28 protein-coding genes and 1 tRNA gene are annotated in these 26,985 nt (G+C 52.1%); 17 read left to right on the top strand and 12 right to left on the bottom strand.

Translation table 11 applies throughout. From position 1 onward, the window contains the following. The first annotated feature begins 4 nt into the window (after positions 1–4). Positions 5–748: a glycosyltransferase family 25 protein gene (locus C7B82_RS14645; RefSeq protein ID WP_106257019.1), complete on the top strand. Its 744-nt coding sequence runs from the start codon at positions 5–7 to the stop codon at positions 746–748. A gap of 27 nt (positions 749–775) precedes the next feature. On the opposite strand, the gene rsmG is transcribed toward C7B82_RS14645, so the two are convergent. Further along, entirely contained in the window at positions 776–1,855 is a 1,080-nt protein-coding gene (rsmG, locus tag C7B82_RS35125; protein ID WP_281258981.1) for a 16S rRNA (guanine(527)-N(7))-methyltransferase RsmG, read from the bottom strand. 27 nt (positions 1,856–1,882) lie between these two features. Beyond that, complete coding sequence (locus tag C7B82_RS14630) at positions 1,883–2,557, bottom strand: ABC transporter ATP-binding protein (RefSeq protein WP_106257018.1); 675 nt, start codon at positions 2,555–2,557, stop codon at positions 1,883–1,885. Positions 2,558–2,888: 331 nt separating this feature from the next. Between C7B82_RS14630 and C7B82_RS14625 the strand changes: the two genes are divergently transcribed. Then, positions 2,889–3,821, top strand: coding sequence for a Sll0314/Alr1548 family TPR repeat-containing protein (locus C7B82_RS14625; protein WP_106257017.1), 933 nt, complete (start codon positions 2,889–2,891; stop codon positions 3,819–3,821). A gap of 62 nt (positions 3,822–3,883) precedes the next feature. Here the strand turns inward: C7B82_RS14625 and C7B82_RS14620 are convergent, their stop codons facing one another. Then, positions 3,884–5,521, bottom strand: coding sequence for a DUF6930 domain-containing protein (locus C7B82_RS14620; RefSeq protein ID WP_106257016.1), 1,638 nt, complete (start codon positions 5,519–5,521; stop codon positions 3,884–3,886). A 325-nt stretch (positions 5,522–5,846) separates the two neighbouring features. Between C7B82_RS14620 and C7B82_RS14615 the strand changes: the two genes are divergently transcribed. From C7B82_RS14615 to C7B82_RS14595, 5 genes are all read left to right on the top strand, one after another. Next, positions 5,847–6,203 carry a HesB/IscA family protein gene (locus C7B82_RS14615; RefSeq protein ID WP_106257015.1) on the top strand — a complete coding sequence of 119 codons (357 nt, stop codon included), beginning with the start codon at positions 5,847–5,849 and terminating at the stop codon, positions 6,201–6,203. A gap of 89 nt (positions 6,204–6,292) precedes the next feature. Continuing rightward, positions 6,293–6,715 (top strand): tetratricopeptide repeat protein, encoded by a 423-nt coding sequence (locus C7B82_RS14610; protein WP_106257014.1) that lies wholly within the window; start codon positions 6,293–6,295, stop codon positions 6,713–6,715. Between the two features lie 27 nt (positions 6,716–6,742). Beyond that, positions 6,743–7,279 carry a Ycf51 family protein gene (locus C7B82_RS14605; protein ID WP_106257013.1) on the top strand — a complete coding sequence of 179 codons (537 nt, stop codon included), beginning with the start codon at positions 6,743–6,745 and terminating at the stop codon, positions 7,277–7,279. A 108-nt stretch (positions 7,280–7,387) separates the two neighbouring features. Next, on the top strand, positions 7,388–8,620 hold the full coding sequence (locus tag C7B82_RS14600; protein WP_106257012.1) for an iron-containing alcohol dehydrogenase family protein: 1,233 nt from the start codon (positions 7,388–7,390) through the stop codon (positions 8,618–8,620). Continuing rightward, positions 8,617–9,828: an aspartate aminotransferase gene (locus tag C7B82_RS14595; protein WP_106257011.1), complete on the top strand. Its 1,212-nt coding sequence runs from the start codon at positions 8,617–8,619 to the stop codon at positions 9,826–9,828. The genes C7B82_RS14600 and C7B82_RS14595 overlap by 4 nt, the downstream gene beginning before the upstream one ends. Before the next feature lie 18 nt (positions 9,829–9,846). On the opposite strand, the gene C7B82_RS14590 is transcribed toward C7B82_RS14595, so the two are convergent. Continuing rightward, positions 9,847–9,920 (bottom strand) — tRNA-Pro (locus tag C7B82_RS14590). Positions 9,921–10,246: 326 nt separating this feature from the next. On the opposite strand from C7B82_RS14590, the gene cruF reads away from it, so the two are divergent. From cruF to C7B82_RS14565, 5 genes are all read left to right on the top strand, one after another. Then, on the top strand, positions 10,247–11,221 hold the full coding sequence (gene cruF, locus C7B82_RS14585) for a gamma-carotene 1'-hydroxylase CruF (RefSeq protein WP_106257010.1): 975 nt from the start codon (positions 10,247–10,249) through the stop codon (positions 11,219–11,221). Continuing rightward, positions 11,218–12,405 carry a 2'-O-glycosyltransferase CruG gene (gene cruG, locus C7B82_RS14580; protein ID WP_245939902.1) on the top strand — a complete coding sequence of 396 codons (1,188 nt, stop codon included), beginning with the start codon at positions 11,218–11,220 and terminating at the stop codon, positions 12,403–12,405. Before cruF ends, cruG begins: the two co-directional genes overlap by 4 nt. A 198-nt stretch (positions 12,406–12,603) precedes the next feature. Then, complete coding sequence (locus C7B82_RS34670; RefSeq protein ID WP_106257008.1) at positions 12,604–12,978, top strand: photosystem I reaction center subunit IV; 375 nt, start codon at positions 12,604–12,606, stop codon at positions 12,976–12,978. 72 nt (positions 12,979–13,050) lie between these two features. Beyond that, positions 13,051–14,031: a DNA-formamidopyrimidine glycosylase gene (locus C7B82_RS14570; RefSeq protein ID WP_106257007.1), complete on the top strand. Its 981-nt coding sequence runs from the start codon at positions 13,051–13,053 to the stop codon at positions 14,029–14,031. A 121-nt stretch (positions 14,032–14,152) separates the two neighbouring features. Continuing rightward, the gene (locus tag C7B82_RS14565; RefSeq protein ID WP_106257006.1) at positions 14,153–14,827 is read left to right on the top strand and encodes a tetratricopeptide repeat protein; all 675 of its coding nucleotides are present in this window, start codon (positions 14,153–14,155) and stop codon (positions 14,825–14,827) included. Positions 14,828–14,956: 129 nt separating this feature from the next. Here C7B82_RS14565 and C7B82_RS14560 read toward each other — a convergent pair whose 3' ends face one another. The 3 genes from C7B82_RS14560 to C7B82_RS14550 form a co-directional block, all read right to left on the bottom strand. Beyond that, positions 14,957–15,154, bottom strand: a complete 198-nt coding sequence (locus C7B82_RS14560) for a hypothetical protein (protein WP_106257005.1) — start codon at positions 15,152–15,154, stop codon at positions 14,957–14,959. A 510-nt stretch (positions 15,155–15,664) separates the two neighbouring features. Further along, positions 15,665–17,551: a sensor histidine kinase gene (locus C7B82_RS14555; protein ID WP_219904403.1), complete on the bottom strand. Its 1,887-nt coding sequence runs from the start codon at positions 17,549–17,551 to the stop codon at positions 15,665–15,667. Between the two features lie 89 nt (positions 17,552–17,640). Beyond that, positions 17,641–18,339 carry a response regulator transcription factor gene (locus C7B82_RS14550; RefSeq protein ID WP_245939901.1) on the bottom strand — a complete coding sequence of 233 codons (699 nt, stop codon included), beginning with the start codon at positions 18,337–18,339 and terminating at the stop codon, positions 17,641–17,643. A 407-nt stretch (positions 18,340–18,746) separates the two neighbouring features. On the opposite strand from C7B82_RS14550, the gene C7B82_RS14545 reads away from it, so the two are divergent. After that, complete coding sequence (locus C7B82_RS14545; protein ID WP_106257004.1) at positions 18,747–19,334, top strand: helix-turn-helix transcriptional regulator; 588 nt, start codon at positions 18,747–18,749, stop codon at positions 19,332–19,334. A gap of 63 nt (positions 19,335–19,397) precedes the next feature. Further along, positions 19,398–19,691 carry an NfeD family protein gene (locus tag C7B82_RS14540; RefSeq protein ID WP_219904401.1) on the top strand — a complete coding sequence of 98 codons (294 nt, stop codon included), beginning with the start codon at positions 19,398–19,400 and terminating at the stop codon, positions 19,689–19,691. A gap of 81 nt (positions 19,692–19,772) precedes the next feature. Here C7B82_RS14540 and C7B82_RS14535 read toward each other — a convergent pair whose 3' ends face one another. After that, positions 19,773–20,072 (bottom strand): hypothetical protein, encoded by a 300-nt coding sequence (locus C7B82_RS14535; RefSeq protein ID WP_106257003.1) that lies wholly within the window; start codon positions 20,070–20,072, stop codon positions 19,773–19,775. Between the two features lie 156 nt (positions 20,073–20,228). Here C7B82_RS14535 and trpS point away from each other — a divergent pair, with 156 nt between their 5' ends. Both trpS and C7B82_RS14525 read left to right on the top strand, forming a co-directional pair. Beyond that, a complete protein-coding gene (gene trpS / locus C7B82_RS14530) occupies positions 20,229–21,242 on the top strand; it encodes a tryptophan--tRNA ligase (protein WP_106257002.1) in 1,014 nt (337 codons plus the stop codon). 82 nt (positions 21,243–21,324) lie between these two features. Further along, positions 21,325–22,257 carry a methylenetetrahydrofolate reductase gene (locus C7B82_RS14525; RefSeq protein WP_106257001.1) on the top strand — a complete coding sequence of 311 codons (933 nt, stop codon included), beginning with the start codon at positions 21,325–21,327 and terminating at the stop codon, positions 22,255–22,257. Between the two features lie 148 nt (positions 22,258–22,405). On the opposite strand, the gene C7B82_RS14520 is transcribed toward C7B82_RS14525, so the two are convergent. Next, a complete protein-coding gene (locus C7B82_RS14520; RefSeq protein WP_106257000.1) occupies positions 22,406–22,927 on the bottom strand; it encodes a DUF937 domain-containing protein in 522 nt (173 codons plus the stop codon). A 193-nt stretch (positions 22,928–23,120) separates the two neighbouring features. Between C7B82_RS14520 and C7B82_RS14515 the strand changes: the two genes are divergently transcribed. Then, positions 23,121–24,731 carry a YcjF family protein gene (locus C7B82_RS14515; protein WP_106256999.1) on the top strand — a complete coding sequence of 537 codons (1,611 nt, stop codon included), beginning with the start codon at positions 23,121–23,123 and terminating at the stop codon, positions 24,729–24,731. A 109-nt stretch (positions 24,732–24,840) separates the two neighbouring features. On the opposite strand, the gene C7B82_RS14510 is transcribed toward C7B82_RS14515, so the two are convergent. From C7B82_RS14510 to C7B82_RS32330, 3 genes are all read right to left on the bottom strand, one after another. Further along, positions 24,841–25,311, bottom strand: coding sequence for a tellurite resistance TerB family protein (locus C7B82_RS14510; protein ID WP_106256998.1), 471 nt, complete (start codon positions 25,309–25,311; stop codon positions 24,841–24,843). 264 nt (positions 25,312–25,575) lie between these two features. Beyond that, a complete protein-coding gene (locus C7B82_RS14505) occupies positions 25,576–26,430 on the bottom strand; it encodes an endonuclease/exonuclease/phosphatase family protein (protein WP_146141159.1) in 855 nt (284 codons plus the stop codon). A 54-nt stretch (positions 26,431–26,484) separates the two neighbouring features. Continuing rightward, positions 26,485–26,652, bottom strand: coding sequence for a hypothetical protein (locus tag C7B82_RS32330; RefSeq protein ID WP_181357503.1), 168 nt, complete (start codon positions 26,650–26,652; stop codon positions 26,485–26,487). Positions 26,653–26,985: the final 333 nt, after the last annotated feature.

Below are 26,985 nucleotides of genomic sequence, written 5' to 3'. Positions count from 1 at the left end.
AGAGATGCAAATAAAAGACTATGTTGATCGTATTTACGCGATTAACTTACCGTCCAGACGCGATCGACGTCAGATATTGTTGCAAGAAATGGAGTCGGCTGGGCTACCACTAACACCGTCTAAAATTGAAATTTTCCCAGCCATTCGACCAGATACAGCGGCGGGTTTTCCTGGGATCGGTGTTTATGGTTGCTTTTTGAGTCATTTGGCGATTCTTAAGCAAGCACGGGCAGAGGGGCTAGCCAATGTTTTAATCCTGGAAGATGACGTAAGCATTGACGATCGGTTCGTTGCCGTGCAGCGCGTATTGGTCGAGCAGCTTCAGCAAGCCGCTTGGGACTTCGTCTACTTTGGTCACATCGAGGCTCTCGCTGACGTATCATCACAGGCCTCTCTTCAACCCTATTCTGGGCGGGTGCTGATGACTCATTTTTACGCCGTTAACGCTAGGATCTTCGATCGCCTGATTGCGTTTCTTGAAGCAGCGGAACATCGTCCGGCAGGTCATCCCGATGGTGGGCCGATGTATATTGACGGCGCTTATTCATTTTTCCGCGAGCGCAATCCTGATGTTGTTACGCTACTGGCGTCTCCCAGTTTGGGATGGCAGCGCAGTTCTCGCAGTGACCTGACACCCGGTTGGGTCGATCGCACGCCCATCCTGACGCAGTTTGCAGATTTAGTGAGGGCGGGCAAAGTTTGGGTCGAGAATCAACAGCGCAGGCGGAAAAAACTCAGTACCCAGTAGTGAGGCACCCTAGAAGGCGGAGCACACTCAAAGCGGGTTCTGCGTTGGTACACCGACCGCACGTGGAAAGGCTGTCGGTGTCGGGGCAACTTTTTTCAAAATGATGCAGTGGCGCACGCTGTGGGTTAATGGCGTTATAAAAGACTCAACGGTCTCGATCGCGCCTCCCAGTTGCGCAGCAGCCCCTTCCAAAGCAGTCATTTCGTCGGTTGTCCATTGTCCCCGATAGAGCACCGCACGACCACCGATGTTCAATAACGGTAGCGCGTACTCCGCACACACAGTGGCTGTTGCCACCGCTCTGATAAATGCCAAATCATATGCTTGACGCTGGTGCTTCTGCCGCCCGACCTGCTCGACCCGTTCCGCTAACGTCATGGCATTGGTCAACCCCATGGTGGCAAGCACATGGTCTAGAAACGTCATTTTCTTGCGCGTTGAATCCAGCAAGGTGACTGCCCACGTTGGTTGCACGATCGCGACAGGAAGACCCGGAAAACCTGCACCTGTGCCAATGTCGATCGCCTTGAAGGGCGCTTTTGAAATTGGCGGTAGGTCAGCATCCGCTCTACCCTCTGCTTCCAGCTGACCGCTGACCGCTGTAGCCTGCTTCCGCTCTGCGGTGTGCTGACCGTTGACTCCTGACTGCTGCTGGCTGCTCGCTAACTGCTGACCGCTGACCTCTGCCTCCTGACTGCTGACTGCTGACTGCTGACTGCTGACCGCTTCCTGACCGCTGACCGCTTGTAAAAACGCCTTCAATCCCACCAACGAATCCCACAGATGTTTCTCCCAAAACTCCGTTGGCTCTGTAATGCGGGTGAGATTGAACTGATGATTGCCTGCCAGAATCAAGGTGTAAAGCTGCTGGAATTGCGCTTGCTGTAGTGCGTTAGGCTGCCAATCCAGCGTTAGCTGCCAAAGCCCTTCTAGCGTCGGCAAGGTTTGGGGCGTAGCTATGAGGTCTGCTGGTTGCTCGGTGGCGAGAGAGCCCGTAGCGTTTTCTGTGCCGACACATGCGCCTGCAATCGCGACGTCTCCACCTGCCTGCACCGTGCTCGTTGTCCCTTGTTCCGTTTCTTCCACCGTTAGCTCCTTCGTCTCCATCCCATCATCCCTTTAATGCGTCACAGACTAACGCACCACAGACGGATTTGCTGTGCGGGCTTTCAACTCGGCCGGACTCACCGCCGTGAGATCACCGTGGCTCAGAGTCCAGCATTGATCGGCAATGTCTATCAACTCTCCAGCGTCGTGAGAGACGACGAGCAGACTCCAGTGAGCTTTGAGCTTTGCCAGCAACCCAATCAGCTGCTGCCGCATCGACCAGTCTAAGCCAGCAGTGGGTTCATCCAGCAAGAGTAGATTCGGTTGGCGAATGAGCTGCACTGCAAAAGCAAGACGACGTTGCTGACCGCCGCTTAGTGAATCGGGCGAGGTTTGCAGGGGTAGGTGGGTGAGTCCGACTTCGGTGAGGGCTTGCTCAATGCGATCGCTCGTTAATTCTGGATGACCTAAACGCAACTCTTCCAAAATACTGCTGCCACAAAAGTGTCGCTCTGGAAACTGAAACACCAGGCCACTGAGTTGTTGTAGCTGTAGTGGAATCAGCTCTTGATCGCGCCAAAAAATACCGCCGCTCGTTTTTTCTGCCAGCCCTGCCAGGATTTCTAGTAACGTACTTTTACCAGAACCACTGGGGCCAATGACTAAGCCCATCTGCTGGGGCGCAATCTGAAGGTTGATGGCTTTGAGAATGGCGGTATGACTGGCAGTGGGATGGTAAGTCAGGTTTTTGAGTTGGAGCATACCATTCGGATAGTGAAGAAAGAAGAGACAACCGATCGCAGTCTATCAGCATCACAAGTCTGTCAGCATCACAGTGCTATCGGAACTTGCTCCCAGCCACTGCGTCACGGTATTTAATCGATCAGGCTTATGTACGTCTGCCAGGATAATGAAGCGTCGATCGCTAGGATGTGAGTCTTCGAGGGTGATTGTCCCGCAATGACTAGCTCAGACCAGAGGAAAATTCTTCGGAGCAGAGGTTTTCACTATCACTCTAACGAACTTAGTTCCAAGTTAGTATTGATGTCTCAAACTCGATCAAGCTGTCTCAAACTCGATCAACCGGAATATTATGCCCGATACGTTGAATGCGTTTGCGCAAACTGCTCCCAATCGTTTGCTGCGCCTTACCAGTGCTGCGCTGGTTTCTCTAAGCCTATGGGCGAGTCCTGTGCTCGCAAAAGATCCGTTTCGGACAACGAACGCCAAACCCATTGGCGATCGAACAGAAGCTGCGTTCAAAGCCCTCTTTCAACAAGGAGACTACATTACCGCTGCTAAGTATGCTCAGCAGGCTGAGGCTAGCGATCCACTCACTCAAGCCCTCCGAGCATCCTTAACCTACATCGCGTGGGATGGGGAACGAGAGGATACAAAGAAAGCAGCGCTGCTAGACCAGTTCAACACCTACGCCGATCAGACCCGGCAAACTGCGGCAGCGCTAGTGGCTAAAGATCCCCTACGAGGTAACCTTTACCAGGCAGTGGGACATTTTTTGGAAGGGGCCTATATCTTTAGCAAAGATGGCACGGTCAAGGGTACGCCTCAAGCACTGGGCGAAATTCAGCAAGCCTTTAAATACATGGATGCTGCCGAAAAAGTAGACCCTAGTGATCCAGAGTTAAATCTGTTGCGGGGCTACATTGATTTATTCGTTTCCTTAAACCTACCGTTTTCCAGCCCTGCTGAAGCAATCAACCGTCTAGAGCAGTACGCTAATCCACGCTATCTCGCCTATCGAGGAATGGCACTGGGTTATCGAGACTTGAACCAGCCCGCTAAAGCTCTCGCAGCCGTTGACAGCGCCCTTCAAGCAACGCCCAATAACCCAGATGTGCTCTATCTAAAGGCGCAAATTCTGGTTCGCAAGGGCGATAATCGCGGTAGCTTAGCCTATTTTGATAAAGCACTAGCGAAACAAAACCAATTGCCCCCAGGGCTGATCAAGCAAATCAGTAAAGAGCGCAATAGAGCCCAAAATCGGCTGGGTAATGTGGGACAGTAGTGGCGATCGGGAAGCAGGAGGCAGTGAAAAGCTGATCGCCGATCGCTATTCTCAATAGTCTCCTACAGCCAATCTGCCGCTAAGTGTAGCTGGAGCGTTCCCAGGGCAAGCTCTTTTGAAGTTAGTGACCGGGCTTCAAAGAGCGCCACCATGTCTTTGAATTGAGGATCGCCGCGACTGGCTCCTGTCAGTCCTTTAGCAATAATCAAACCGCAACAGCCCTCGGTCTTTTTGCAACGCTGATCCCACTTTTTGCGTGCTGCAATGTGGGCCGGGTCGTCGTCGCCAAATTCGCCAAAGAGATGCAGATCGCCATTGCCGGTTTGAAATAGCCCCAGGTCATACCGTGCGCTCCCCAGTGGGTCGGCACCGGGGTTGAAGCAAATAGCTTGCAGTCCACCGGCTGCTTTAAGCGCTTCAATCAGGGTCTTTGCTTTAGGCCGCGAGGTTTGGATCATGACGACTGGGAAACCGTCACCTGCAACCTTTACGTTTGGTAGTGGATAATGCTCTGCTGTGCCCGATCGCAGCACATCCAGCATTTCCCACGGCACCACACCCAGGCTCAAAAACGAGTTGGCTGGCACTAAATCATCCCGCACGATCGGAAAGTCGACATCGTCTGTTTCCTCAGCGTCTGCCATCGCCAACAGTTCGGTGGCGAGATCGGGCATGGTTGAGACTTTGATAGAAACTTGCGTCGTCTGGTTTGTCTCGCTGTCTGGCAACGGAATACGGTAGCGACTGCTAATGCCTGGAAACGCATCCGCTTCAAACTTGGAGTGATGTTGGCGCAAGAAGCGATGGAGTGCCTCTAGCGAGACGAGCAGGGCAGCCGCTTCTTCGTCGTACAAGAAAGAGCGTAGTCCTTCCAGCGGATGCAGATTGCCAAAGACAGGTTCGATCGCGTCGATCGGCAATGTAGAGAGATCGACATCATTGCTATCGTCATCACGATCGCTCTCAAACGTGACGAATAAGCAATCCTGACCTAAAAAGGCCTCTTCCATTGCTTCTAGCGACTCGTTTGCTAAGACGCGCTGCCGAAAGCGTTTAAGCGACTCAAGCGAACGGTAGAACAGTACGCCAAACTCCATGCCTAACATACCCATGACCGAGGCATAAAGGGTGGTTAAGTCCCATCGGTTGATCTCGATCGCCAATATTTGATGATCAGCAAACACATCCCAGGGTGCATCGTGCCAGATGTCGATCGCCTTGTCTGGTAAATCTTCCGCATGTTGTGGCGGTAGTTGTGGCGGGCGGCTGCTCACGGCCTCCTGGAAGCCTCGAAAAATCTCGTCAATGAGCGGTAATGAGGGTACGTAGTCCAAGACAATGTCAAGATCTTGTAAAACACCGCGCAGAAAAAACAGGAGTTCGCGATCGCTGACAACAATTTTTTGCGGACGCGCTGGACTGTTGGGGTTGTGAGGATGCTCCATCGCCCGCAGCAAGGTTCGCACCACTGCCTCTGGTCCCGTATCCGGCGTCACGACATCCATTGCCCGCACCATGCCTTGCGAACCATCAACCCAGAGAATGCACTCACCGTTGGGCTGTGGCTCGGTGCCCGCATCAGTCCAGTCAGTCGTGGGTGGAAGGCCAGAAACCAGCGGACGGCGATCGCCTTCCCAAACACTGGCAATTTGCGGTAGTTGCTTGAGGCGACGACGGGTCGAGAGGTTGAGCGCAGTCATAAAACTTTCAGGAGCCAGTTAACGCTAAAAAAGGACGATCGACCAAAATCGACAAAGATTATTTAAAACGAACCTAACCGATCGGGAGCAGATACTTATCTTAAACATTAATCTGGTTCCTCCTGTTGCACTACCTACGAGTACCAGCCGTTCAGGCTCAAAGATCAAGGCAAAACGCGCTAAGCCTCCAGGGTAGAAGAAATTTACAGTCCTAGCCAGTCAACTATGCTCCCACGTGCCTACCCAGGTGTGATTTATCCCTGATAGTATGGATGAATAGGTACGCACGGTTGAGACTGAATACTGGCAAGGAGCTTTTTAAGCAATGACGCAAACAGCGCAATCGCAACGGCAAGGTATTCTCATGACAGATGCTGCTCTGAAGCACGTTCTGCTGCTTCGGGAAAAACAGGGGCAGGATTTGTGTTTGCGCGTAGGTGTCAAGGGCGGTGGCTGCTCTGGCATGTCTTACACCATGAACTTTGAAGACGCCAGCAATATTCAGCCAACGGATGAAGTCTATGACTACGACGGCTTCAAAGTTGTGTGCGATCCTAAGAGCTTACTTTACCTGTATGGTTTAGTACTGGACTATAGCGATGCGTTGATTGGTGGCGGCTTCCAGTTCACTAACCCCAACGCTGACCAAACCTGCGGCTGTGGCAAATCGTTCTCGGCTTAGCTCTTAGCTTCATCGTTGTTAAGCGTTAGTTGTTAGTTTTTAGTGTGAACTGCTAACAACCAACAACTAACAATTTTAGTTTCTGACCTATGACTCAAACTGTTGACTCACTCTTTGACGAAGGCATTGAGCGCTATAAGGCAGGCGAAGCCCCTGAAACGCTGATTCCGGTGTTTCAAGAGGTATGCAATCGCTCCCGTAAGAGTAGCTCTGCCTGGACTTGTCTGGCGTGGCTGTACCTACTGCTTGAAAAGCCCAACCAGGCTTACGAAGCTGCACAAAAGGCCGTCAAGCTGAATCCTCAAGATCCCCAAGCACGGGTCAACTTGGTGTTGGCGATGCTAGAGACCTCTAAAAAAGGTGTGCGGCAGCATATCGAAATCGTGCAGCAACTTGTCATGGCGGTACCTGAATTGCGTGACGAAGTTGCGCAGAATATTGAGGATGGTTTTGTACGCAAACCGGGCTGGCAAAGTTTGGAGCGTGTCAAAGTCTGGTTGTCTGAGGCTTAAGTTCGTCGCTCTTTTCTCGTGAATCGCATGTTGTTTGGTTTTCCACTGGTTACGATCGCCATCTGGTCAGGGTATTTCACCCTCTTCTGCGCGGCTCTGATGGTTCTGGGCTGGCTGCTGAAGTGGGGCATTCGGTTTCGCCTGGTTGGCATCACCGGCTTCATGGGTGTGCTGACGGGTGGTCTGTTTGCGCTGGGGTTAGGGTTGCACGATCGCCCGCAGATTCCTGGTGCCGTTAAGTACGTCCGTGTCTTTGACTCTGGCGCTTCCCAGGTGGTGATTGTGGTGCCACCGACCATTACCGAAACCGCACTTGATGCGACGCTGCAACAGGCAGCGATTGATCTTTACTCCACAGGGCGGTTGTCGCAGGGCGAAGCCACAATGACGATTCGCGCCAGAGCCATTCTCCATCCCAAGGAAGGGGTCTCTCAACCCGTGTACGTGGGTCAGGTGAAGCCGTCGCTTGCCTCCCCGACGGATCAGGCTGGGATCGTCGAAATTGATCGTGAGCAGCTAGCGCTTTTGCCGACGAAACCATCAGCCCCGAAGCCGGCAGACTGAGCGTCGCTTATAGGCTCTGGATGGTTGCTTTAGACTGATGCCATGCTTCAGCTTTAGCACCCGCACTGCTCCCATCTCTCCCGTCTAGCGTTCCACTCCGTTTCTGCTATGTCTCATTCAAACATTGCGTTTCAACCCCCGCTTACGATCGCTCCAGCACAGGTATTACGCGGTCACGGGTTGTTGGCTCAGGTGGGTGGCGCGATCGTGCAGTTGGGGCAGCGGCCGCTCGTGATTGGCGGTAACCATACCCTGGCAACCATGCAACCGCAGTTGCAGCCAGCCCTAGAGCGCGAAGCCCTCCAGACTGCCTGGATGTCCTATAGCCCTGATTGCAGCGAGACGACGCTAGCCACCCTGATCAAGGCGGCTAAGCAGCATTGTGCCGATGTTGTCATCGGCATTGGCGGTGGTAAAGCGCTGGATACCGCCAAACTGTTGGCTTACTACCAGCAGCTACCCATCGTCACGATCCCGACTTCAGCCGCAACCTGTGCCGCCTGGACAGCGCTTTCCAATGTCTATTCTGACCAAGGCGCGTTTCAGTATGATGTGGCGCTTGTGCGCTGCCCTGATTTGCTCGTACTGGATTATGACCTGGTGCAAACGGCCCCCCGGCGGACATTGGTTGCGGGCATTGGTGACGCGATCGCCAAGTGGTATGAAGCCTCGGTCAGCAGTGGTCATTCGCAGCAAACCCTGATCATTGCAGCGGTGCAGCAGGCGCGAGTGTTGCGTGATATTTTGTTTCAGAAGGCGGCGCTTGCCCTTGAGGAACCGGGTGGCCAAACCTGGCAAGAAGTGGTGGATGCTACCGTGCTACTTGCTGGCGTGATTGGTGGCTTGGGTGGTGCCCAATGCCGTACCGTTGCTGCTCACGCGGTTCACAATGGCTTGACCAATCTGCTTGCTAGCCACGATACTTTGCACGGCGAGAAAGTCGCTTATGGTATTTTGGTGCAGCTGCGGTTAGAAGAAATTGTGCAAGGTAACCAGTTAGCTGCGACTTCCCGCCAGCAGCTCTTGAAGTTTTACGGCGAGATTGGCTTGCCTCAAAGCCTTGATGATCTGGGCCTTACAACTGTGTCGATCGCTGACTTACAGCAAGCGGCAGCCATCGCGTGTGCTGAGTCTTCCGATATTCACCGTCTCCCCTTTGCAGTAGAAACAGCGCAACTGATGGCAGCAATGGTGTCAACAACAGCAAAAGAGGTCAGGAGAGAGGAGAGAGGAGAGAGGAGTGAACAACCAGCCTCTCACCCACACCGCGAAGAGGGCATAAGCCATACCCCTCACCCCTCACCCCTCGCCCCTCACTCTACCAATGAGGTGACGGCATGACCTTAGATTGGCTTAAGCCTGCCGATCGTCTGCGATCGCTGCCTCCTTACGTCTTTGCTCGTTTGGATGAACTCAAAGTACGTGCCAGGGAGCAAGGATTGGATCTGATTGATCTGGGAATGGGTAACCCGGATGGACCAACCCCAACCCCAGTGGTGGAAGCGGCGATCGCGGCCTTACAAGATCCGGCTAATCACGGCTATCCACCGTTTGAAGGAACCGCAAGCTTCCGGCGTACGATTACGGACTGGTATTACCGCCGCTACAACGTCAAGCTAGACCCCGAAGGCGAAGCACTGCCGCTGTTGGGGTCTAAAGAAGGATTGACACATCTCGCACTGGCCTATGTGAATCCTGGCGATGTGGTGTTGGTACCCAGCCCTGCCTACCCGGCACACTTCCGGGGGCCGCTGATTGCGGGAGCAACCATTCATAGCTTGATACTTAAACCAGAAAACGGCTGGCTGATTGATGTAACAGCCATTCCTGAAGCGATCGCCCAGCAGGCAAAAATCCTGTATTTCAACTACCCTAGCAATCCCACCGCTGCAACTGCCCCTCGCGAGTTTTTTGAAGAAATTGTCGCCTTTGCCCGTCACTACGAAATTCTGCTAGTGCACGACCTTTGTTACGCTGAGCTTGCCTTCGACGGTTACCAGCCCACCAGCTTGCTCGAAATTCCTGGTGCCAAGGAGATTGGGGTAGAGTTTCATACCCTCTCCAAGACCTACAATATGGCAGGTTGGCGGGTCGGTTTTGTGGTTGGTAATCGCCACATTGTGCAGGGCTTACGCACGCTGAAGACAAACCTGGACTACGGCATTTTTGCGGCTCTGCAAACCGCTGCTGAAACGGCACTGCAACTTCCCGATGTCTACTTACACGAAGTACAGGCTCGCTATCGCACCCGTCGTGATTTTTTGATTCAAGGGCTTGCCGAACTAGGTTGGACGGTGCCCAAACCCAGTGCCACGATGTATCTCTGGGTTGAATGTCCTCCTGGCATCGGTTCTACAGATTTTGCGCTCTCTGTTTTGCAAGAAACCGGTGTGGTGGTTACGCCCGGTAACGCTTTTGGCAGTGGTGGTGAAGGCTATGTTCGCATTAGCTTGATTGCTGACTGCGATCGTCTGGGAGAAGCCCTACGACGCTTCAAGCAAGCAGGCATCTGCTATCAGCCCAGCGCGCTGGCTTCCAGTTCTGACTAACAGTAGACGCTAAAATAATCGGGATGGCGGGATTCGAACCCACGGCCCCTTCGTCCCGAACGAAGTGCGCTACCAAGCTGCGCCACATCCCGCAAAAGCAACCAGCTCCTGCTGGCTTACTTCTAGTCTAGGATATCACATCTGATTGACGTGTATTGCGAAGTGCTGGCTGCAAAACATCTGTTGCGGCTCTTCGTCTCTTTTATCTGACCAATACGGTAAATTTGTTGGATTATGGGGGTGGGTTAGCGAAGCTGATTATGCCGCCTTCTCTAATCGCTTGCCTTGCTGAATTGGTTCTCTCTGCTTTTTCTCTACCAATTCCAGCTAAAAACGATCGCGACCTGCACTATTTTCATAAACATTTGTAAACTTATAGCTAGCGGTTTTTCAGTGCCCTGTGTTTTGAGGAGTCTCCATGAGACAGCTGGTTGTAATCGAGCGTTTTTGTCTGACAGGTCATATTCTATCGTTGGTCTTTGGGCTAGCAGGTTTGCTATTAGTCTTACCAAATCCTGAATTTATCGGCACGCTACCTGCGTTTGGTCAAGCTCTCTTTGGATGGAGTATGGCGGGTGGTGGGGTTGTCTACATTTTGTTGGGGGCGGCGACCGTCGCTCTTTATGCGTATCGCACGCTGGGATGGCGTGCCTGGCTGCTATTTATGTTGCCCGCGATCGGGCTCTCCCTCAGCAGCGAATTACTAGGAACCAGCACAGGCTTCCCGTTTGGGCATTACGGCTACTTGAACGGTCTGGGCTACAAAATTGCTGGATTAGTGCCTTTTACGATTCCCCTCTCCTGGTTTTACGTGGGGTTATCGACTTTCCTTTTGGCATGGGTGGGGCTAGAGGCGATCGGTATGAAAGGTTGGGTCAAGACAATAGGCGCGATCGCAGTGGGTGCCTTGCTCCTGACTGCCTGGGACTTTGTGCTTGATCCTGCTATGAGTCAGACAGCCTATCCTTTTTGGGAATTCCGCGATCCAGGGCAGTTCTTTGGGATGCCCTATCGCAATCTGTCTGGTTGGCTGGGAACAGGTGCTCTGTTTATGTCGGTAGCGGCATTTTGCTGGCGAAACACGACGATCACCCTTTCTCGATCGCAGCTAACGGTGCCGCTCATTATTTATTTGGTCAATTTTGCCTTTGGCGCCATCATCACGGTGAACCAGTTAGATGCGCGGTTTTGGATTCCTACCGTGATCGGTGCCATTTTGGGCGTGCTGCCAGCAATGGGTCTGTGGTGGCTTGCCAAGCCTGGTGACGGGTCGGATGCGGGCACGAGCACCAACGATGCCGCTCAGCCCCGCAGCGAAACCGAAAAGGCAACCGCCTTAAAGGGTTCCGTCCCCAATGTACCTGTGGCGGTTGTATCAAAATCATCCTCGTGAGTAGAGACGCCTTGTTGTTAGGGCTACTTCTGGCGCAACTGCCAGCAATCGCGATTCTGCTTTCCCGTTTATTGCGTGGCCCTGGCCGCTATCCGCCACTGCTTCCCAAAGCCCCCACCCCTGAGCAGTTGGGTACGGTGAGTATTGTGGTTCCGACGTTGAACGAGGCAGAGCGCCTGACGCCCTGTCTTGTTGGGCTTAGCCGTCAAAGCTATGAAGTGCGAGAAATTCTGGTTGTGGATAGTCATTCCAGCGACAGCACTCCCGCTTTAGTCAAAGCAGCCCAGCAAGCCGACCCACGCTTCCGCCTTATGAATGATGACCCGTTACCCAGTGATTGGGTCGGTCGTCCGTGGGCACTGCATCACGGGTTTTTGTCCAGTGCTGAGAAAAGTGATTGGGTGTTGGGCATCGACGCCGATACTCAGCCACAACCCGGATTGGTTGCGAGTCTGCTGGCGACGGCCTTGGACGAAGGCTATGACTTGATTTCACTCGCACCACAATTCCTGCTTAAATATCCAGGCGAATTGCTGCTCCATCCAGCTCTTTTGATGACTCTGGTTTATCGCTTTGGGCCAGCAGGCGAAACCGAAAATCGGCCAGAGCGGGTGATGGCAAACGGGCAGTGCTTTTTTTGCCGCCGATCGCAGCTAGTTCAGATAGGCGGTTACACAGTGGCGCGCCGATCGTTCTGTGATGATGTCACCCTGGTGCGGGCGATCGCGGCGCAAGGTGGCAGAGTTGCCTTTTTGGATGGCGCCAACGTGCTGAAGGTGCGGATGTATGAAGGGGCTGCCGAAACATGGCGCGAATGGGGGCGATCGCTCGACCTCAAGGATGCCGCTTCCCCCAGTCAAATTTGGGGCGATTGGCTGCTGTTGTTGGCAGTACAGGGGTTACCAATCCCGATCGTGCTACTGCTATTGAGCCATGTCCTTGGCGGCACTGCTACCCTAACCACTCTCGCTGCTTTTAGCCTAAACCTGTTACTGGTGCTAATCCGCATCGGACTCAACTTTGCGATCGCCCCATCCTGCGATCGTACTCAGTCAAACTCTGCCTGGCTTTTCTGGCTCTCTCCCCTTGCAGACCCGATCGCGGTACTCAGGATTTTCTTGTCTTCAATCCAAACACCTAAACAGTGGAGAGGCAGGAATTATGGGGTGAGGAGTGGGGAGTAGGGAGTAGGGAGTAGGGAGTGGCAGCGCGGAAACTCTATACGGGCTAACCGCTGACCGCTGACCACTAATGGCTACTCGAAATATTTCAGATTGTTTCAACCTCTGACACCCGCGCTGAATGTGTCTTGTGTTCGTAGTAAAGTTAAGGGCAATAAAGCTGTATGAGTTGAAGCTTAACAATAAGAGGGAATAACACTCATGGTTCAGCGCGGTTCTAAAGTCAAAATTCTTCGCAAAGAGTCTTACTGGTTCCAAGACTATGGGACAGTTGCGTCGATCGATCAGAGCGGTATCAAATACTCCGTCATTGTTCGCTTCGATAAAGTTAACTACGCTGGTGTCAACACCAACAACTTTGCTGCCAGTGAAGTGGTTGAAGTGGCACCACCTTCGAAGAAAGCAGGCGGCAAAGCAGCATCCGGCGGGAAGCAAACACCGATTGAAGCTGGCATCCGCAAAACAGGTGGCGCTGCAGAAGTGGCTGGAGGCGCAACTCCTGCCCAGACAGCAGATGCTCCTGGCGGTAGCGGTGGCGTTGAAGGTGATGCTAATCAGGGTACTGAAGCAAGATAGATTGGCTTGGGCTTCAGACAAGGGACAAGGGACGCTAAACTGGAGTCCATTGTCTAGGATTTACAGCATCCTGTGCCTGAATTGCCCGAAGTTGAAACTGTTCGGCGGGGTTTAAATGACGTAACCCTGCATCAAACAATTGAGGGTGGAGATGTGTTGCTTGACCGCACCATCGCCCACCCTTTTTCAGTGCCAGATTTTTTGACGGGCTTGCAGGGAAGCGCGATCGTCCAATGGCATCGACGCGGCAAGTATTTGTTGGCGGAGTTGGAAAAATCAGCTATCAGCTATCAGCAGTCAGCGGTTAGCAACGGGGAAACTAACGTTCTTACATTTCCTGATCGCCCGATCGCCGCCTCTCCCTACGCCACTTACTCTCTTAAACCTCACACCTCACACCTCACACCTCACACTTCTAGCTGGCTCGGCGTGCACCTCCGCATGACAGGTCAACTGTTGTGGGTAGACCAAACCGAACCACTGGAAAAACATACGAGAGTGCGGCTATTCTTTGGCGATGGTAAAGAATTGCGCTTTGTGGATCAGCGCACGTTTGGGCAGATGTGGTGGGTGCCTCCAGAGAATGCGCCGGAGCAAATTATCACAGGCTTGCAGCAGCTCGGCCCAGAACCGTTTGCAGAGGAGTTTTCGGTTGCCTACCTGACTCAACAACTCCAGCGTCGTCGCCCCATCAAAAATGCGCTACTGGACCAGACGATCGTCGCTGGCATTGGCAACATCTATGCCGATGAGGCACTCTTTCTGAGCGGCATTCATCCCCAAACACTCTGCATTCATCTCAGCCAGCCCCAAATCAAACGACTGCGATCGAATATCGTCCAGGTACTCCAAGCCAGCATTGAGGCAAAGGGCACCACGTTTCGGACATTCCGTAGTGTAGCGGGCGTGAATGGTAACTATGGCGGGTCTGCCTGGGTGTATGGACGTGATGGTGATAGTTGCCGCAATTGTACAAGCGCGATCGAACGCCTTAGAATGGCAGGGCGATCGGCACACTTTTGTCCAACGTGCCAGAAGCTGAAGAAAGGCTAAAAGATGAAGGATGAAAGTTTTGAGTTTTGAGTAGCGCTTTGCGCCGCTACGCTAGAGAGTTTTGAGTTAATTTTGATGGCTGAGAGCTGAGAGCTGACCGCTAAAAGCTGAGGGATGAGGGATGAAGGGATTGTTGTTTTTAGGGGTAATTCTGGGTGCTCTGCTATCAGATATACCTGCGTTAGCAACATCGGCGGAAACGTATCGACAGCAAGGCTTGAGCTATCGCGAACAAGAGCGTTACCCGGAGGCGATCGCGGCTCTTCAGCAAGCGGTTGCCCTTGAACCCACTAATCTTTCTGGAAAAATCTTACTGGGTTGGACACAGCACAAAGCTAGACAGAACGACGCTGCTGCCGACACGCTCCTTCAAGCCTTGCAACTGAATCCCTTTAATGTTCAAACCCTCAATGCGCTGGGCATTGTCTATCTTGTGGAGGGGAGACTGACGGCTGCGATCGCGGCTCACAGTTGGGCAGCGATGCTACAACCTGACAACGAAATTCCCTCCTATAATCTCAGTCTTGCCTTTGAGCGGATCAAGCAATATAACTGGGCGATCGCTACTGCTAAAACTGCCGCCAAGCTAGAGCCAAACAATCCACACCCCTTTGTAGCGTTAGCGATCGCGCATTGGGGAAACGGGGAAACCGCTTTAGCGCATCAGGCATACCGTCAAGCGCTCAGCGTTGATCCACGGTATAACGATGCTGCTTTTCTCAACTATTTGGATGAAGCGGGTTTTAGTCAGGATCAGATTGTGCGATCGAAAACCGTGCTTCAAAGTCTGCGTTAACATCTACACAAAACGCGTACTTTCAAAAGTAACCCAGTTTCTAAACTCTTTGCAGTCAGAATCTCGCTTCTATAAAAAAACGCATCACGACAAGGCGCAATGCGTTTTTCCCTTAAGGGTTATCGTTGTTCAACTCTCAAACAAGACGTGTAGTTGCGGCACCTTCGCAATGTCCTGCGCACTGGTTGTAAACGATGTCTGCCGACCCGGAGGCGTTTTTGGCGGAGGCGGATTGTACTGCGACAGAATCATCGCAGTGACAGCCAACCCAGCGCTCAGAACGTGACTTCGTCGAGCTAGGGTGGAAAAGATACGTTGCTTTGTCATGGTTCTAAAGGTGGGTTACATACAGTGAGCTATTTGAGGTAGAGTGCACAGTCTGATTTGTGCCTTCTCAACACGACAGTTGAAAAATGCCTTTCAGGGACGATCGCCCTGATTCTTAGGACCTGTCAAAAAATAACGGCACATTTTGGCTGAGCTATCAGCGTTCAGCGTTCAGCAATTAGAGAAAAACTGACAGGTGACGGCTGACGGCTGAAAGCTTAAAACCATGACGTTATTTCTTGACAGCCCCTTAGTGCGAGAGTGACCTAGAGCTAGTGTGCCTAATCCATGTAACTCTTATGTAAAAAGCCTTATCCGGATAAGTCTTGGTAGATGTCTCCCCCTTTGATCAGTAGGAGACAGAGACGTTTATAAGTCTCTGTAGACGATCCAGGAAACAAGAAGCGGTTGCGGTTAGATCACCCCGCATAGTTAGAGTCTAGGCGAGATCCTTTTTCAAGGGCTTGCATAAAAGTGCCAACTTGATAGACACAATCTGCGACATTCCCTTTACCGAAACCAAGGTTTGATCAGAGGAAAAGTGAGTTTGCAGAGCGTGCCCTTAGGGGATGACGGTTCTCGTTGGAATCGACCACCTAAGCGTGCAGCAAGGTTACGGGCGTGTTTTGTCCCTTCTCCGTCAGCGGACGAACGTATGCCGATACCATTATCCTTAACCTCTAACGAGTACCAATCCTTAGCTTGAGTGCCCGTGACATTGAGGTGCGTTGACCCCTCAGCATGTTTCCCGACATTGCAAAGGGCCTCTTCCAGAAAGCGGCAGAGGCTGCGTTTGTGTTCAACGCTTAGGAACCGTTGCTCAATGGGTTCAAAATAGCAGGCAATTTTAAGGGTCTCAAATCGGGGGAAATCCGATCGCTCCAGCGTGTTGCTATAAACCTCAAAAAACAGCTCATGCATTGGAAGCTTGAGGTCTACCTTAAGCCCGTCTCTTAGGTAAAGACTGTCTTCTTGACTCAGCGTTTCTTGCTTGAGGTGCTCACCAATGCCCCGAATCTCACGGTTGAGGTTCTCAAGTGCCAAGAGCAGTTGCTCCTGTGACAGTTTGCCATCTCGAATTTGTCTTAAAAGGCTCGCCAACGTTTGTAATGGGCCGTTATGAATCACGTCAAAGGTTTGTTCGATCATGCCTTGACGTTCTTCAATAACACGCTGGTTTTCTTTTAGCCTGGAGCGTAAAACCCAGTCGTACTTGTAGAAGGCGGCACAACCAATGCCATTCAAGAGCCAAACCAATGAAGCCGGTATCACTGGAATCCACCACCCACCAGCCAGTAGCCAATAGCTGATACCAATTAAGCCGACTTGGGCCATGCCAATACCAATCAGTTTGTTTCTAGGAGTGTGTGTGCTCCGACCCAAAACGATTGCAGTTAAGCCCCAACCCATGATCCATAGGTATTCCCAACCATCGTCCCAGGTATTGAAGAGCGATCGCCCATCCAGTACAGCACTAATAATCTGACTCACAGCATGCGCTTGAAGATCAAGGGAATTGGTGCTGTCATTTGCTGCTGTTGGAATGATGGGTCGAATTTTGGGGTCGGTGATGCCGACAATCACAATGCGATCGCGCAACCAAATTGGATTAAATCTGCCCGTTTTAATGTCACTCAAAGAAAGTACTCGAAAGGGTCTGTGACCACTCCGAAAATTGAGCAACATTTGCGGGCCATTAGTATCCGCACCAATGTAAGCTCCTGAATTTGGCAGCAGGCGAGGCAGTTCAGTGGCACCAAAGCGCATCGCTTCAGGGTCACGAGTACCGTTTTTGAGAGCAAACGATTGGTTTTGAGAGACTAGATAGGTTTCTACCAGCCGGATGGTGAGAGAGAAGCGATATTTGCTAGTGTCGATGGGATTGTACACGCCGAGAAGTAAGCGTCGCAGATGGTTATCACCATCTGGAACGATGTCGATAAGACCAACCTGCGCGGCAGAAAACCCTCCTGGTGGGGGAATCTGATCGGAAGCGGGTAATATTTTTTCCGCCACAATCAGCCTTTCGGGTTGTTTCAAGGCCGCGAACAGGGCAGTCTTGTTGGTTTCGGCAATTTGATTTTGGAGAATATGCAGGCCAATGACGGCTGGTTTGTAGGTCTGCAAAGTGTTTAGCAGATCAAGCAGATCACGATCGCGGATGGGATAGCCCGTTTTCCGCATATCCGCTTCGTCAATGCTGACTAGAACAATGCGATCGTCTTTTGCTTCAGCAGGACGCAACTGCAAGAAGGAATCCAGCGCCAGTAATTCTAGCCGTTGCAGGGAACCTGTGAACCGCGCTGCCATCACTAACCCAATGACGACCATCCCTGGCAGTGCCCAGCGCCAGAGTGAAACGGTTTCTTTCAGGCTGCTCCAGATCTTGCGTTGCACCGTCTCTTACTCCGGTTTGGAAAGTAATTAGTGATTAGTTGCTTGCTCTTCTGCAACCAACTACTAAAAACTAACAACTAAAAACCTCATCAATCAATCAGCCCTTCTTCTCTGGCACGAATCTCGGTTTGAATGCGGATGTTTTTGCCGTCTTGCTTGTCTTCATCGGGGTAGACTTCCAGCACGTCCTGAATCTTCGTCCAGTAGTGACGCACGGTGCGTTCAGAGACTTGCATCCGTTTAGCGATCGATCGATCTTGCAGACCTTCATGAAACGCTAGCTTGAGGACAGTAATCCAATCTGGCTTCACCTCTAGCGTGCGTCCTCGTCGGATGTCTTTCGTGTGGGTAATGCCTTTCAGCGCCCAGTCTACACGCGTTAGCATGTCTTTGCTAGAGAGGCTTTTATCAGCGACGGTAAACCCTGCTTTGTGGCGATCGATTTCGGGTCTGATGCGTACCAGGGCTCTGACATGCGTACTTTGGACGGTCAAATTGAGCGTTGGGTAATTTTGCATCAACGTTTTAAGCAGCTGCACACCCGACTCAGCCTGCGCACTGCTGCCGCTCGTTTCGGGCAGAGAAAGGTCAAGCACAACTAAGTCAGGCGTCTGTAGCTTTACCTGACTCAACGCGCTGGCGACTGTCTGAGCGGTCAAAATGTCTGCCTGTGGATATTGCTGCTTGAGCAAATCAATGGTTCCACCCAGAACAATCTCATGATCATCAACGACTAGAATGCTGAGTTTGGTTGATTCTGGAATGTTCTGACCCATTGTCGGCAGCATGAAACGGACAGGGCAATTGCATAAATATACCTCCATACTTGCCGAAAACTACATACGAAGGCAAGTCGTCGGCACGAATTTGGTTGCACAAAACTGCAATGCTTACCAGCTACTGTCGGCAATGAACTTTGCAGAGAGGGATAGTGTAACGCTGTAAGCATTTTTATACAATTTCAAGTAATTCACCCAAACTTCAATGAATCCGGAACAAATACGGTTGCTTGTCAAGCTTGAGAGTGATGTTTGGGTGAGTCTTTCAGTAGGAACACGACAATGCCCTGTTCCTACATAATCCCAAATTTACAGGTGCATTTAATTCTTGGAACGGTTCTGGTCGCTGAGGCAGCACTATTTACCCAGTTACCAGCTTGAACAAGCTTTCTACTATTCTCTAGCCCCTGAGAACTATGCTGAATCAACTGGAACAACCGCAACCTTTCGCTCAAGCCAATGACCTCCTGCTGCAGGGTGTTCTTGAAGGTCTGACTGACGGCATTTTGATTCTCTCCGATCGCGGCGAGTGGATCTATCACAACTATTATGCGTACCGCATCTGTCAACAGCTAAATCAGGGCAAAACCGCCGTTCCTCGCGTCCCTGAAGCCATCTGGCAAGCCTGTAAGGCACTCATCGAAAGCCGCGACATTTATGCCAATCAGCCTGTTGTGATGGAGTCGGAGATTGCTATTGATCGATCGAATGTTTATCGCATTCGGGTGCGATGGCTCACGCTTGACGAGCCCCAACATCCTTACCTGGCAGTGTTGCTAGAAAATCGCTGGCAAGCGTCGCAAAACCGGGCACTCGCTGAAGCTCTCCTCTACGACCTGTCTCAGCGCCAAACAGAAGTATGGCTATTGCGTCGGGCTGGCTTGACCTATCAGCAGATTGCGATCGAGCTCTACATTACTGTCAATACAGTCAAGACCCACCTCAAAGATATTCGCCTCAAACAGCGGATGGTGATCGATTTGGAGGATAAAGCTGGAGCGTAAACGGCTCATTGCTAGATAACGTAAGCCCAAGCACAGCAAACTTTAGCCAAAGGAGAAACTACAATGATGACGTTTAATCCGATCAAGGCTTTTAATTCGTTCGTGTTTGATGAGCATATAGAGCGCGTTACAACCAACTTCTTACGCAACTCTGATCCCAGCTATCGGGGACGTGCAATTGTATCGGATACGATCGCGCCTCGCACACGAGGACGCGTTCATTTTCAAGGTTCCTGGTGGCCGGCTCAGTGTGAGCAAAACGTCACGCTTGCCGTTGGTGAAGTGGTTCAGGTCGTTGGACGACAAAACATTACGCTGCTAGTTAGGTCTGTGCCTCCATTGGTAGCGTCGTGTTAAAAGCAGTCTTAGCGATCAACTGTCAGCCGTCAGCGATCAATGCTCACCCCAAAAGCTGATCGCTGATCGCCACCTCCCTACCTATTGCTCTTGCATCAGACGCAGGTAGTTTTGCTGTAAACGGATGTTGTCTTGCGTGAGGCGATCGCCCATTTGCTTTTCGGCATCACTAATCTGCTCCCAAAAGGCGGTAGAACGTCGCGCCGTCAAAAGTTCGTTCCAGAGTGCGTCGATGACTTCTGCTGGAGTGGCATTAAGTTCCAAGGCTCCCAAGAGTTGTGTCATCGCTTGACGAGCAGCGTCCTGCTGCATAGGATTTTGCGCCAGTGAGAAGCAGTCCTGCAATTGCGCAATCTGATTTGGTGTCAGAGAGTGGGTCATAATTAAAGACGTACTGTCGTTTTACCTAAAACGTTAAGGAAGACGCGTTCAGGCGTTTACATTCCTTTACTGTAACTCTAACTACGGTACAATCAGCCCCACAGCAGCACGTCTCCTTGTGGGTAGATTCTCTTTTTGATGATCATTCTGTAAAAAATGGCGAAGCAACGGGTTCTTTCTGGGGTTCAACCGACCGGCAATCTTCATCTGGGCAATTATCTGGGTGCCATTCGTAACTGGGTCGAAGGGCAGCATCAGTACGACAATTTTTTCTGTGTGGTAGATCTGCACGCCATTACAGTGCCCCACAATCCGGCAACGCTGACGCAGGATACCTATACGATTGCCGCACTCTATCTTGCCTGTGGCATCGACCTCAACGACTCGACCATCTTTGTGCAGTCTCACATTTCGGCGCACAGCGAACTTGCCTGGTTGCTTAACTGCATCACGCCCCTCAACTGGCTGACGGACATGACTCAGTACAAGGAGAAAGCCGTGAAGCAGGGCGAAAATGTCAGCGTGGGGCTGCTGGACTATCCCGTGCTCATGGCAGCCGATATTCTGCTCTACGACGCGGACAAAGTACCTGTGGGTGAAGACCAGAAGCAGCACTTAGAATTGACTCGCGACTTGGTGGATACGTTTAATCACAAGTTTGCCAAGCCCGATCGCCCCGTCCTCAAAAAGCCTGACCCGCTGATTCGAGCGGAAGGCGCGCGGGTGATGAGCTTGACGGATGGCACCAAGAAAATGTCCAAGTCCGATCCGTCGGAACTGAGCCGCATTAACTTACTCGATTCACCGGATGTGATTCAGAACAAAATCAAGCGCTGCAAAACTGACCCCACCCGAGGTCTGGTGTTTGATGACCCCGATCGCCCAGAGTGCAACAACCTACTAACCTTGTATATGCTGCTCTCTGGTCAAACCAAAGAAGCCGTTGCAGCCGAGTGTCGCGAGATGGGTTGGGGACAGTTCAAACCTTTGCTGACGGAAACGACAATCGCCCATCTGAAACCGATTCAGGCGAAGTACCAGGAGATCATGGCTGAAACAGGCTACCTGGATCTGGTCTTGCGCGATGGACGCGAAAAAGCTGGGGCGATCGCGAATGCAACGCTGTTGCGTGTCAAAGATGCCCTTGGCTACTCACGTGTCCTCGTGTAGGAAGGATAGAGTCCCTCGGAGACACCTATACTAATTTGTATGGGCGCAACGTCTCATGCGTCTTATTCTCTGTCTGTTTCACATGTCTGATACCGTCCCCTGCGCACCCGACACTCGACCTCCGACATCCACCTTCCGCGCTGCCGCTCAACAGGGCGACTTCCTCATTACTGCGGAAGTGATGCCACCGAAAGGGGGCAATCCCGCTCACATGATTGAGATGGCACGGTTGCTCAAGGGACGGGTGCATAGCGTCAATATTACGGATGGTAGTCGGGCAGTGCTGCGGATGTCTTCTCTGGCGGCATCGGCGCTTCTGTTGCGAGAGGGCATTGAGCCGATTTGGCAGGTCGCCTGTCGCGATCGCAATGCCATTGGCTTGCAAGCAGACCTGATGGGCGCACAGGCACTAGGCATTCGTAATGTGTTGGCACTCACGGGCGATCCGATCAAAGCGGGCGACCACCCTCAGGCAAAAGCGGTGTTTGAGCTGGAATCGGTGCGTCTACTGAAACTGATCCACAAGCTCAATGCCGGGTTTGACCTTAACGACAAACCACTCACCGATGGCGCAACGGAACTCTTTGTAGGCGCTGCGATCGATCCTCAATGTGGGAGTTGGTCTGGTCTACAAAGTCGCTTTGAGCGTAAGCTGGCAGCCGGTGCGCAGTTTTTTCAAAGCCAGTTGATTTCGGACTTCGATCGCCTTGAAAAGTTCATGACACAGCTTGCTGTTGGCTGCAATAAGCCCATCCTGGCTGGCATTTTCTTGCTGAAGTCGGCGAAAAATGCACAGTTTATCAACCGCTGTGTACCTGGTGTGCAGATCCCTGACCATCTCATCGATCGACTGGCACGCACCTCTGATCCACTGCAAGAAGGGGTGGCGATCGCAGCCGAGCAGGTGCAGCAAGCCCGCCAACTGTGTCAGGGCGTGCATATGATGGCAGTCAAGCGCGAAGATTTGATTCCGCAGATTCTCGATCGAGCCGGTATTGCACCGTTGAAAAAGTAGCGATCAGCGGTCAGCTATCAGCCTGGAAGTAGAAGCAATTTTCAGAAGATAAAGCATTTACTATCAGAACGGAAAAGCAGCAGTACGTAAATCCACGATACTTGAATGTAAAGCTGACCGCTGAACACTGACTGCTGACCGCTTTGCTCTAACGACCAAAGAATTGACCTGCCATATTCAGCGCGTCGCCTAGATCAAGACTGCCATCGTGGTTGCCATCTAGAAACGCAGTCAACACTGGATTACCGGCTTGCGGGTTTCCAGTATGTTGACCACTTTGGAGGAAATTTAGCGCCAGTGGCACCAGCGTTGGCAGGAGCGATTCAACCGTCTGTGGGTCAAGCCCTGTCCGTTGAATCAGATCCTGTACGACTTGCTGCTGCATCGCTGGACCAAGTACCGCTTCGACTGCTTGGGGGTTGGCTCCTGTGCCGCTGTATTGGTTCACCGTTGATTGCACCTGTTCGGTGCCAGCGGCAGACTGCTGCTGCTGTAAGGCCGATTGCACGTAGCCACCAACCACCGACACCAGCGTCTGTGTCGTGCCTGCATCAATGCCATGATTGCTGCTGAGTTGCTGAACGGTACTCAGGATGGCGCCAAGCTGACCTGGGCTTGCCTGCTGACCAGGGTTGCTGACAGCACTCAAGACTGCATCGAAAAGTCCCATAAGATTCCTTTTTTCAACGTTTGTACACAACAACTCGTGTTGCCAGAGCTGTGAGCCGTCTGGCATCTCTGGTTACAGTAGCTTTCTAAGGTGTCGATCGCAGCAAGCTTAACAATCTTTTCGGACAAGGCCGTGCGCATCCAAAAAAAAGTAGGGAACTAGAATGAAAGGCAGGTAAATCACAGATGTCTTCATGCCGCCGTCGCGCCTTCTTATTCTGCTCGCTGGTCTAGCTCTGATTTTGGGGCTAATAATCTGGCTGATTGATTCTCTCACTCGGCTTTCCTGGCAGCTTTATGCGTACCCGCTGCTATCTCAGGCATTGCTGGTGCTGATCGTGGCGTTGCTGGCAGTTCTTGTTGGAGCCTTGATCTACTATTTGTTTGTGGTGCCTCGCACTCAACAGCGCCGTAAGCAGGCTCGCCGCAGCCCCCAGGTGCCCGCTGCCAAAACAGAAGCGGCTGAAGAAACACTAAAAGCAGTGCGTCAGCAGGTGAGCCAGATCCAAGATGAGGTGGCGCGGCAAGAGTTGTTGATGCGATCGCGCGAGATTGAGCAAACCCTTTCACGGGGCAACCTGCAAATTGTCGTTTTCGGCACAGGGTCAGCAGGCAAAACATCGCTGGTGAATGCGTTAATTGGGCGCATGGCAGGCAAGGTTGGTGCCGCGATGGGCACGACCGAAGTTGGCGAAACTTATGCTCTCAAGCTGAAAGGTCTAAATCGTAAGATTCTCATCATCGATACGCCGGGCATTCTCGAAGCAGGTGTGGCTGGGACGGAACGAGAGCAACTGGCACGACAATTAGCCACTGAAGCCGATCTGCTGTTGTTTGTGTTGGACAACGATCTGCGCCAGTCGGAATACGACCCGCTACAAACGCTGGCAGAAATTGGCAAGCGATCGCTCATCATCCTCAACAAAGCTGACCTTTACCCGGACAGCGATCGCGATGTGATCCTGGCGCAGTTACGAGGACGTGTGCGTGGTCTGGTGGCTCCAGCCGATGTGATTGCGACGGCCGCGAACCCGGCTGCGATCGTTCTGGAGGGCGAAACCGTTCAGCCTGATCCTAATATCATGCCCCTGATTCGCCGGATGGTGGCTGTGCTGCGCGCTGAAGGCGAGGATCTGATTGCCGATAACATCTTGCTGCAGTCCCAGCGTTTGGGTGAGAAAGCCCGTTACTTGATTGACGCCCAACGACGACGGCAGGCAGAAAAAATTGTCGATCGCTTCCAGTGGATTAGCGCTGGGGTCATTGCTGTTACGCCTCTACCTGTGGTGGATCTGTTAGCAACAGCGGCCATCAACGCTCAAATGGTCGTCGAAATTGGCCGACTCTACGGCTGCGAGATCAACCTGGAGCGAGGGCGAGAACTGGCGCTGTCGCTGGGCAAAACGCTGGCGAGTTTGGGCATTGTCAAAGGCGTATTGACGCTAGTGGCAACGGCTCTGGAATTTAGTTTGGGCGGTCTTCTAGTGGGCCGTGCCATCCAAGGCGTCAGCGCAGCCTACCTGACCCGCATTGCTGGCAAAAGCTTTATCGAATACTTTCGTCATGACCAGGATTGGGGCGATGGTGGCATGACTGAAGTGGTGCAGCGACAATTTCAGCTGAACCGCAAGGATGAGTTTGTCCGCGCCTTTGTCCAGGAAGCGATTACTCGCGTGGTGAAACCGCTGAATCTCGATCGCGAACCTTCTGACACAGACGATCAACCGCTTTTGCCCGAAGTCCAGCTGCCCCTGGAACTCAAAGCCAAACTTGATGCCGATTTAGAGGAGTGGAATCGCTCGTGAGGACACTTTTGGGATTCAATTTCATCGCACGATCGCACTAAAAAACCCCTGAAGCCGAGATAAAGCAACAGGGGGCTAATCCTATACCCAGCAGAAACTTCAGCGACGCTTATTCCTCTTCGTCTTCTTCGTTTTCTTCGTCCTCTTCCGAAAACAGCTCGTCAATGATTGCGTTTGCCCGATTTTCCGAAATGCCCAACGCCTGAAACAAGCTGTTGATATACTCCTGTTCGTCTTCAGGCACTTCTCCATCGGCCGCAACGACGTATGCAGCAACCGCAAACGCTGCTTCTTGAATGCCTTCGTCTCTGGCAGTGGCGATCGCCTGCGCTACGACAGCCTCAATTCCTTCTTCGTTGATCAGATTCCCAACCTCGGTGCCCAGCGCGGCAAAGTCTTCTTCCGAGTAATCTTCGTACAGGTCGATCGCCGATAGCATTTCGCCGAGCGCTTCGGCTTCCATGTCGCCAGTAGCTTCACCATCAGCATAAACAGAGAAAAGCCCGATCGCGGCGATCGCCAATTCTGGACTTAAAGCAACCTGGGTACCACCACCGCGAGGTAATTTACGTTTAGACATGTTTTCTCCTAAAGTTCTCTTGGCAAGTAGCGCAATGACTGGAGCGGCTAGTTTCGATCAATCCAATCAGGCTGATCTCAACGTGCCCAAACCGCTACCCAGGTGGAACATCGCAGGGGGAAATTTTCACCTGACCAAGTTGGAAAACACACACAAGTTGGAGAAAGATACAGGCTTACGGAATTGCCAACTCTACCAGCAGTGGCCGGTGATCAGACCCAACATAGCGTTCTATCTGTGTCTTCAGCGTCACGAGCTCTGGGCTCAGCAGGCAGTGGTCAATGGGAATCGCCAGCCACGGTAGCCAAGACGGGGCGACCAGCTAGGCAAAATGCCGAAGCCAGCACGACTGTTTCGCAAGCCACTGTCAGCCTCCAAGCGCTTGTAGTAAGGCGACCAAAGACTAACGTTGAAATCGCCGACAAGTATCACTGGGCTCGTTTGCGATCGTACATACGGTGCGATCCCAGCCAGCAGTTGATTGCGCGACTGAAACAGTGCTGGTCGGATCGGTGGGGGTGGATGGGTTGTCAGCAGTGTCACCGTTTTTTCCCCTTTCTTGACCCGTGTCACAATACTTGAAACTTTCGTCTGCCCCAAAAACTTTACTGACGGCTGCTCAAGCGGTAACGCGCTGTAAATGACATTGCCAAAGCCAACAGCATTAGGTTCAGCATAGGAATAGGGAAGTTGATCGCGGATGGCCTCTAACGCCGTTAGCCACCCAGCATTCACTTCCTGAAAAATGGCGATGTCCGGCTTCACGTCTCTCACCAGAGCAATGACGCTGTCGTAATGCCGATTTCTCACCAGCATATTCGAGTGCAGCAGGCGCAATGGCACTGCTGGTGACGAGGCACTTGCTGGCTGGGGAACATACCACGGCACAATTTCAACGAGATTGAGCGCTATGCAGAGCAGGCTCACACTGAGCAACCCGTGACGCCAACGTCGATCGCCCCACAACCAGCCAGCCGCCAACGTAAAGACACCCACGAGCAGATACTGTCGTTTGAAGTGTGTCGTTAAATCTAAATACCAGTGCAGCGCTCCCACATAGCCTGTCAGGGAGAGCAGTGTGGCTATGCAGCCAGTAACAAGCCTGCTGTAAAGAGCCAACGCAGGGACGATCGCGGAGAACCTTTAGCCAAAGCAATAGCAACCCAGTGTAAATTAGTGAACGAGAACCTGAACGATCGCATTCATGAGCGGTATCCAACCAATTGGTGCGGGCACCATCTCACCGCGCATATCCAGCAGTTGTACAACCACCAAGTAAGCAAGACTGAGCACTACTGCGATTGCTCCAGTCACGATCGCCACAATTTTCGAACGGTCCATCGGTTCTCCTCTGCGTTATCGGTTCGTTCATTGTCTGTTGTAATTAGCGCGTCAAGCGGGAAACCTAATCACAGCTAGAAAAGTCTTGCAGCTAAGCCCACTGTACTTAAGCAAGGCTCCAAGCCTAAGAACGTATAAACAAAGTTTAAGCGTTTCGGCAGAATCTTGGGGGATTCCGCCGAACGGATCAAATGATCGGCAAAATAGAGAATCGATCGCCGTAAAGCTGGGATTAAAGATGATTGAAAATCGTCTTTGGCTGTATGTGCACAAAGCCATACAACCACCTGCTAGAGTTCATAATCTCATGTACAGTTGGTTTTCATAGTCCGC

The organism is Stenomitos frigidus ULC18, from assembly GCF_003003795.1.
In the GTDB taxonomy this organism is placed as follows: domain Bacteria; phylum Cyanobacteriota; class Cyanobacteriia; order Leptolyngbyales; family Leptolyngbyaceae; genus Stenomitos; species Stenomitos frigidus_A.
The sequence above is the reverse complement of the archived record's forward strand: the minus strand, read 5'-3'. Positions and strand labels throughout refer to the sequence as shown.

Excerpts from the sequence above, each read along its gene's own strand:
- C7B82_RS14520 (WP_106257000.1), bottom strand. The coding sequence starts at position 22,927 with ATGGGACTTTTCGATGCAGTCTTGAGTGCTGTCAGCAACCCTGGTCAG.
- C7B82_RS14515 (WP_106256999.1), top strand. The coding sequence starts at position 23,121 with ATGCCGCCGTCGCGCCTTCTTATTCTGCTCGCTGGTCTAGCTCTGATT.
- C7B82_RS14550 (WP_245939901.1), bottom strand. The coding sequence starts at position 18,339 with ATGCTGCCGACAATGGGTCAGAACATTCCAGAATCAACCAAACTCAGC.
- C7B82_RS14645 (WP_106257019.1), top strand. The coding sequence starts at position 5 with ATGCAAATAAAAGACTATGTTGATCGTATTTACGCGATTAACTTACCG.
- C7B82_RS14625 (WP_106257017.1), top strand. The coding sequence starts at position 2,889 with ATGCCCGATACGTTGAATGCGTTTGCGCAAACTGCTCCCAATCGTTTG.
- C7B82_RS14510 (WP_106256998.1), bottom strand. The coding sequence starts at position 25,311 with ATGTCTAAACGTAAATTACCTCGCGGTGGTGGTACCCAGGTTGCTTTA.
- rsmG (WP_281258981.1), bottom strand. The coding sequence starts at position 1,855 with ATGGAGACGAAGGAGCTAACGGTGGAAGAAACGGAACAAGGGACAACG.
- cruF (WP_106257010.1), top strand. The coding sequence starts at position 10,247 with ATGAGACAGCTGGTTGTAATCGAGCGTTTTTGTCTGACAGGTCATATT.
- C7B82_RS34670 (WP_106257008.1), top strand. The coding sequence starts at position 12,604 with ATGGTTCAGCGCGGTTCTAAAGTCAAAATTCTTCGCAAAGAGTCTTAC.
- C7B82_RS14600 (WP_106257012.1), top strand. The coding sequence starts at position 7,388 with ATGTCTCATTCAAACATTGCGTTTCAACCCCCGCTTACGATCGCTCCA.
- C7B82_RS14595 (WP_106257011.1), top strand. The coding sequence starts at position 8,617 with ATGACCTTAGATTGGCTTAAGCCTGCCGATCGTCTGCGATCGCTGCCT.
- C7B82_RS14610 (WP_106257014.1), top strand. The coding sequence starts at position 6,293 with ATGACTCAAACTGTTGACTCACTCTTTGACGAAGGCATTGAGCGCTAT.
- trpS (WP_106257002.1), top strand. The coding sequence starts at position 20,229 with ATGGCGAAGCAACGGGTTCTTTCTGGGGTTCAACCGACCGGCAATCTT.
- C7B82_RS14560 (WP_106257005.1), bottom strand. The coding sequence starts at position 15,154 with ATGACAAAGCAACGTATCTTTTCCACCCTAGCTCGACGAAGTCACGTT.
- C7B82_RS14615 (WP_106257015.1), top strand. The coding sequence starts at position 5,847 with ATGACGCAAACAGCGCAATCGCAACGGCAAGGTATTCTCATGACAGAT.
- C7B82_RS14540 (WP_219904401.1), top strand. The coding sequence starts at position 19,398 with ATGATGACGTTTAATCCGATCAAGGCTTTTAATTCGTTCGTGTTTGAT.
- C7B82_RS14565 (WP_106257006.1), top strand. The coding sequence starts at position 14,153 with ATGAAGGGATTGTTGTTTTTAGGGGTAATTCTGGGTGCTCTGCTATCA.
- C7B82_RS14545 (WP_106257004.1), top strand. The coding sequence starts at position 18,747 with ATGCTGAATCAACTGGAACAACCGCAACCTTTCGCTCAAGCCAATGAC.
- C7B82_RS14620 (WP_106257016.1), bottom strand. The coding sequence starts at position 5,521 with ATGACTGCGCTCAACCTCTCGACCCGTCGTCGCCTCAAGCAACTACCG.
- C7B82_RS14535 (WP_106257003.1), bottom strand. The coding sequence starts at position 20,072 with ATGACCCACTCTCTGACACCAAATCAGATTGCGCAATTGCAGGACTGC.
- C7B82_RS14525 (WP_106257001.1), top strand. The coding sequence starts at position 21,325 with ATGTCTGATACCGTCCCCTGCGCACCCGACACTCGACCTCCGACATCC.
- C7B82_RS32330 (WP_181357503.1), bottom strand. The coding sequence starts at position 26,652 with ATGGACCGTTCGAAAATTGTGGCGATCGTGACTGGAGCAATCGCAGTA.
- C7B82_RS14630 (WP_106257018.1), bottom strand. The coding sequence starts at position 2,557 with ATGCTCCAACTCAAAAACCTGACTTACCATCCCACTGCCAGTCATACC.
- C7B82_RS14605 (WP_106257013.1), top strand. The coding sequence starts at position 6,743 with ATGTTGTTTGGTTTTCCACTGGTTACGATCGCCATCTGGTCAGGGTAT.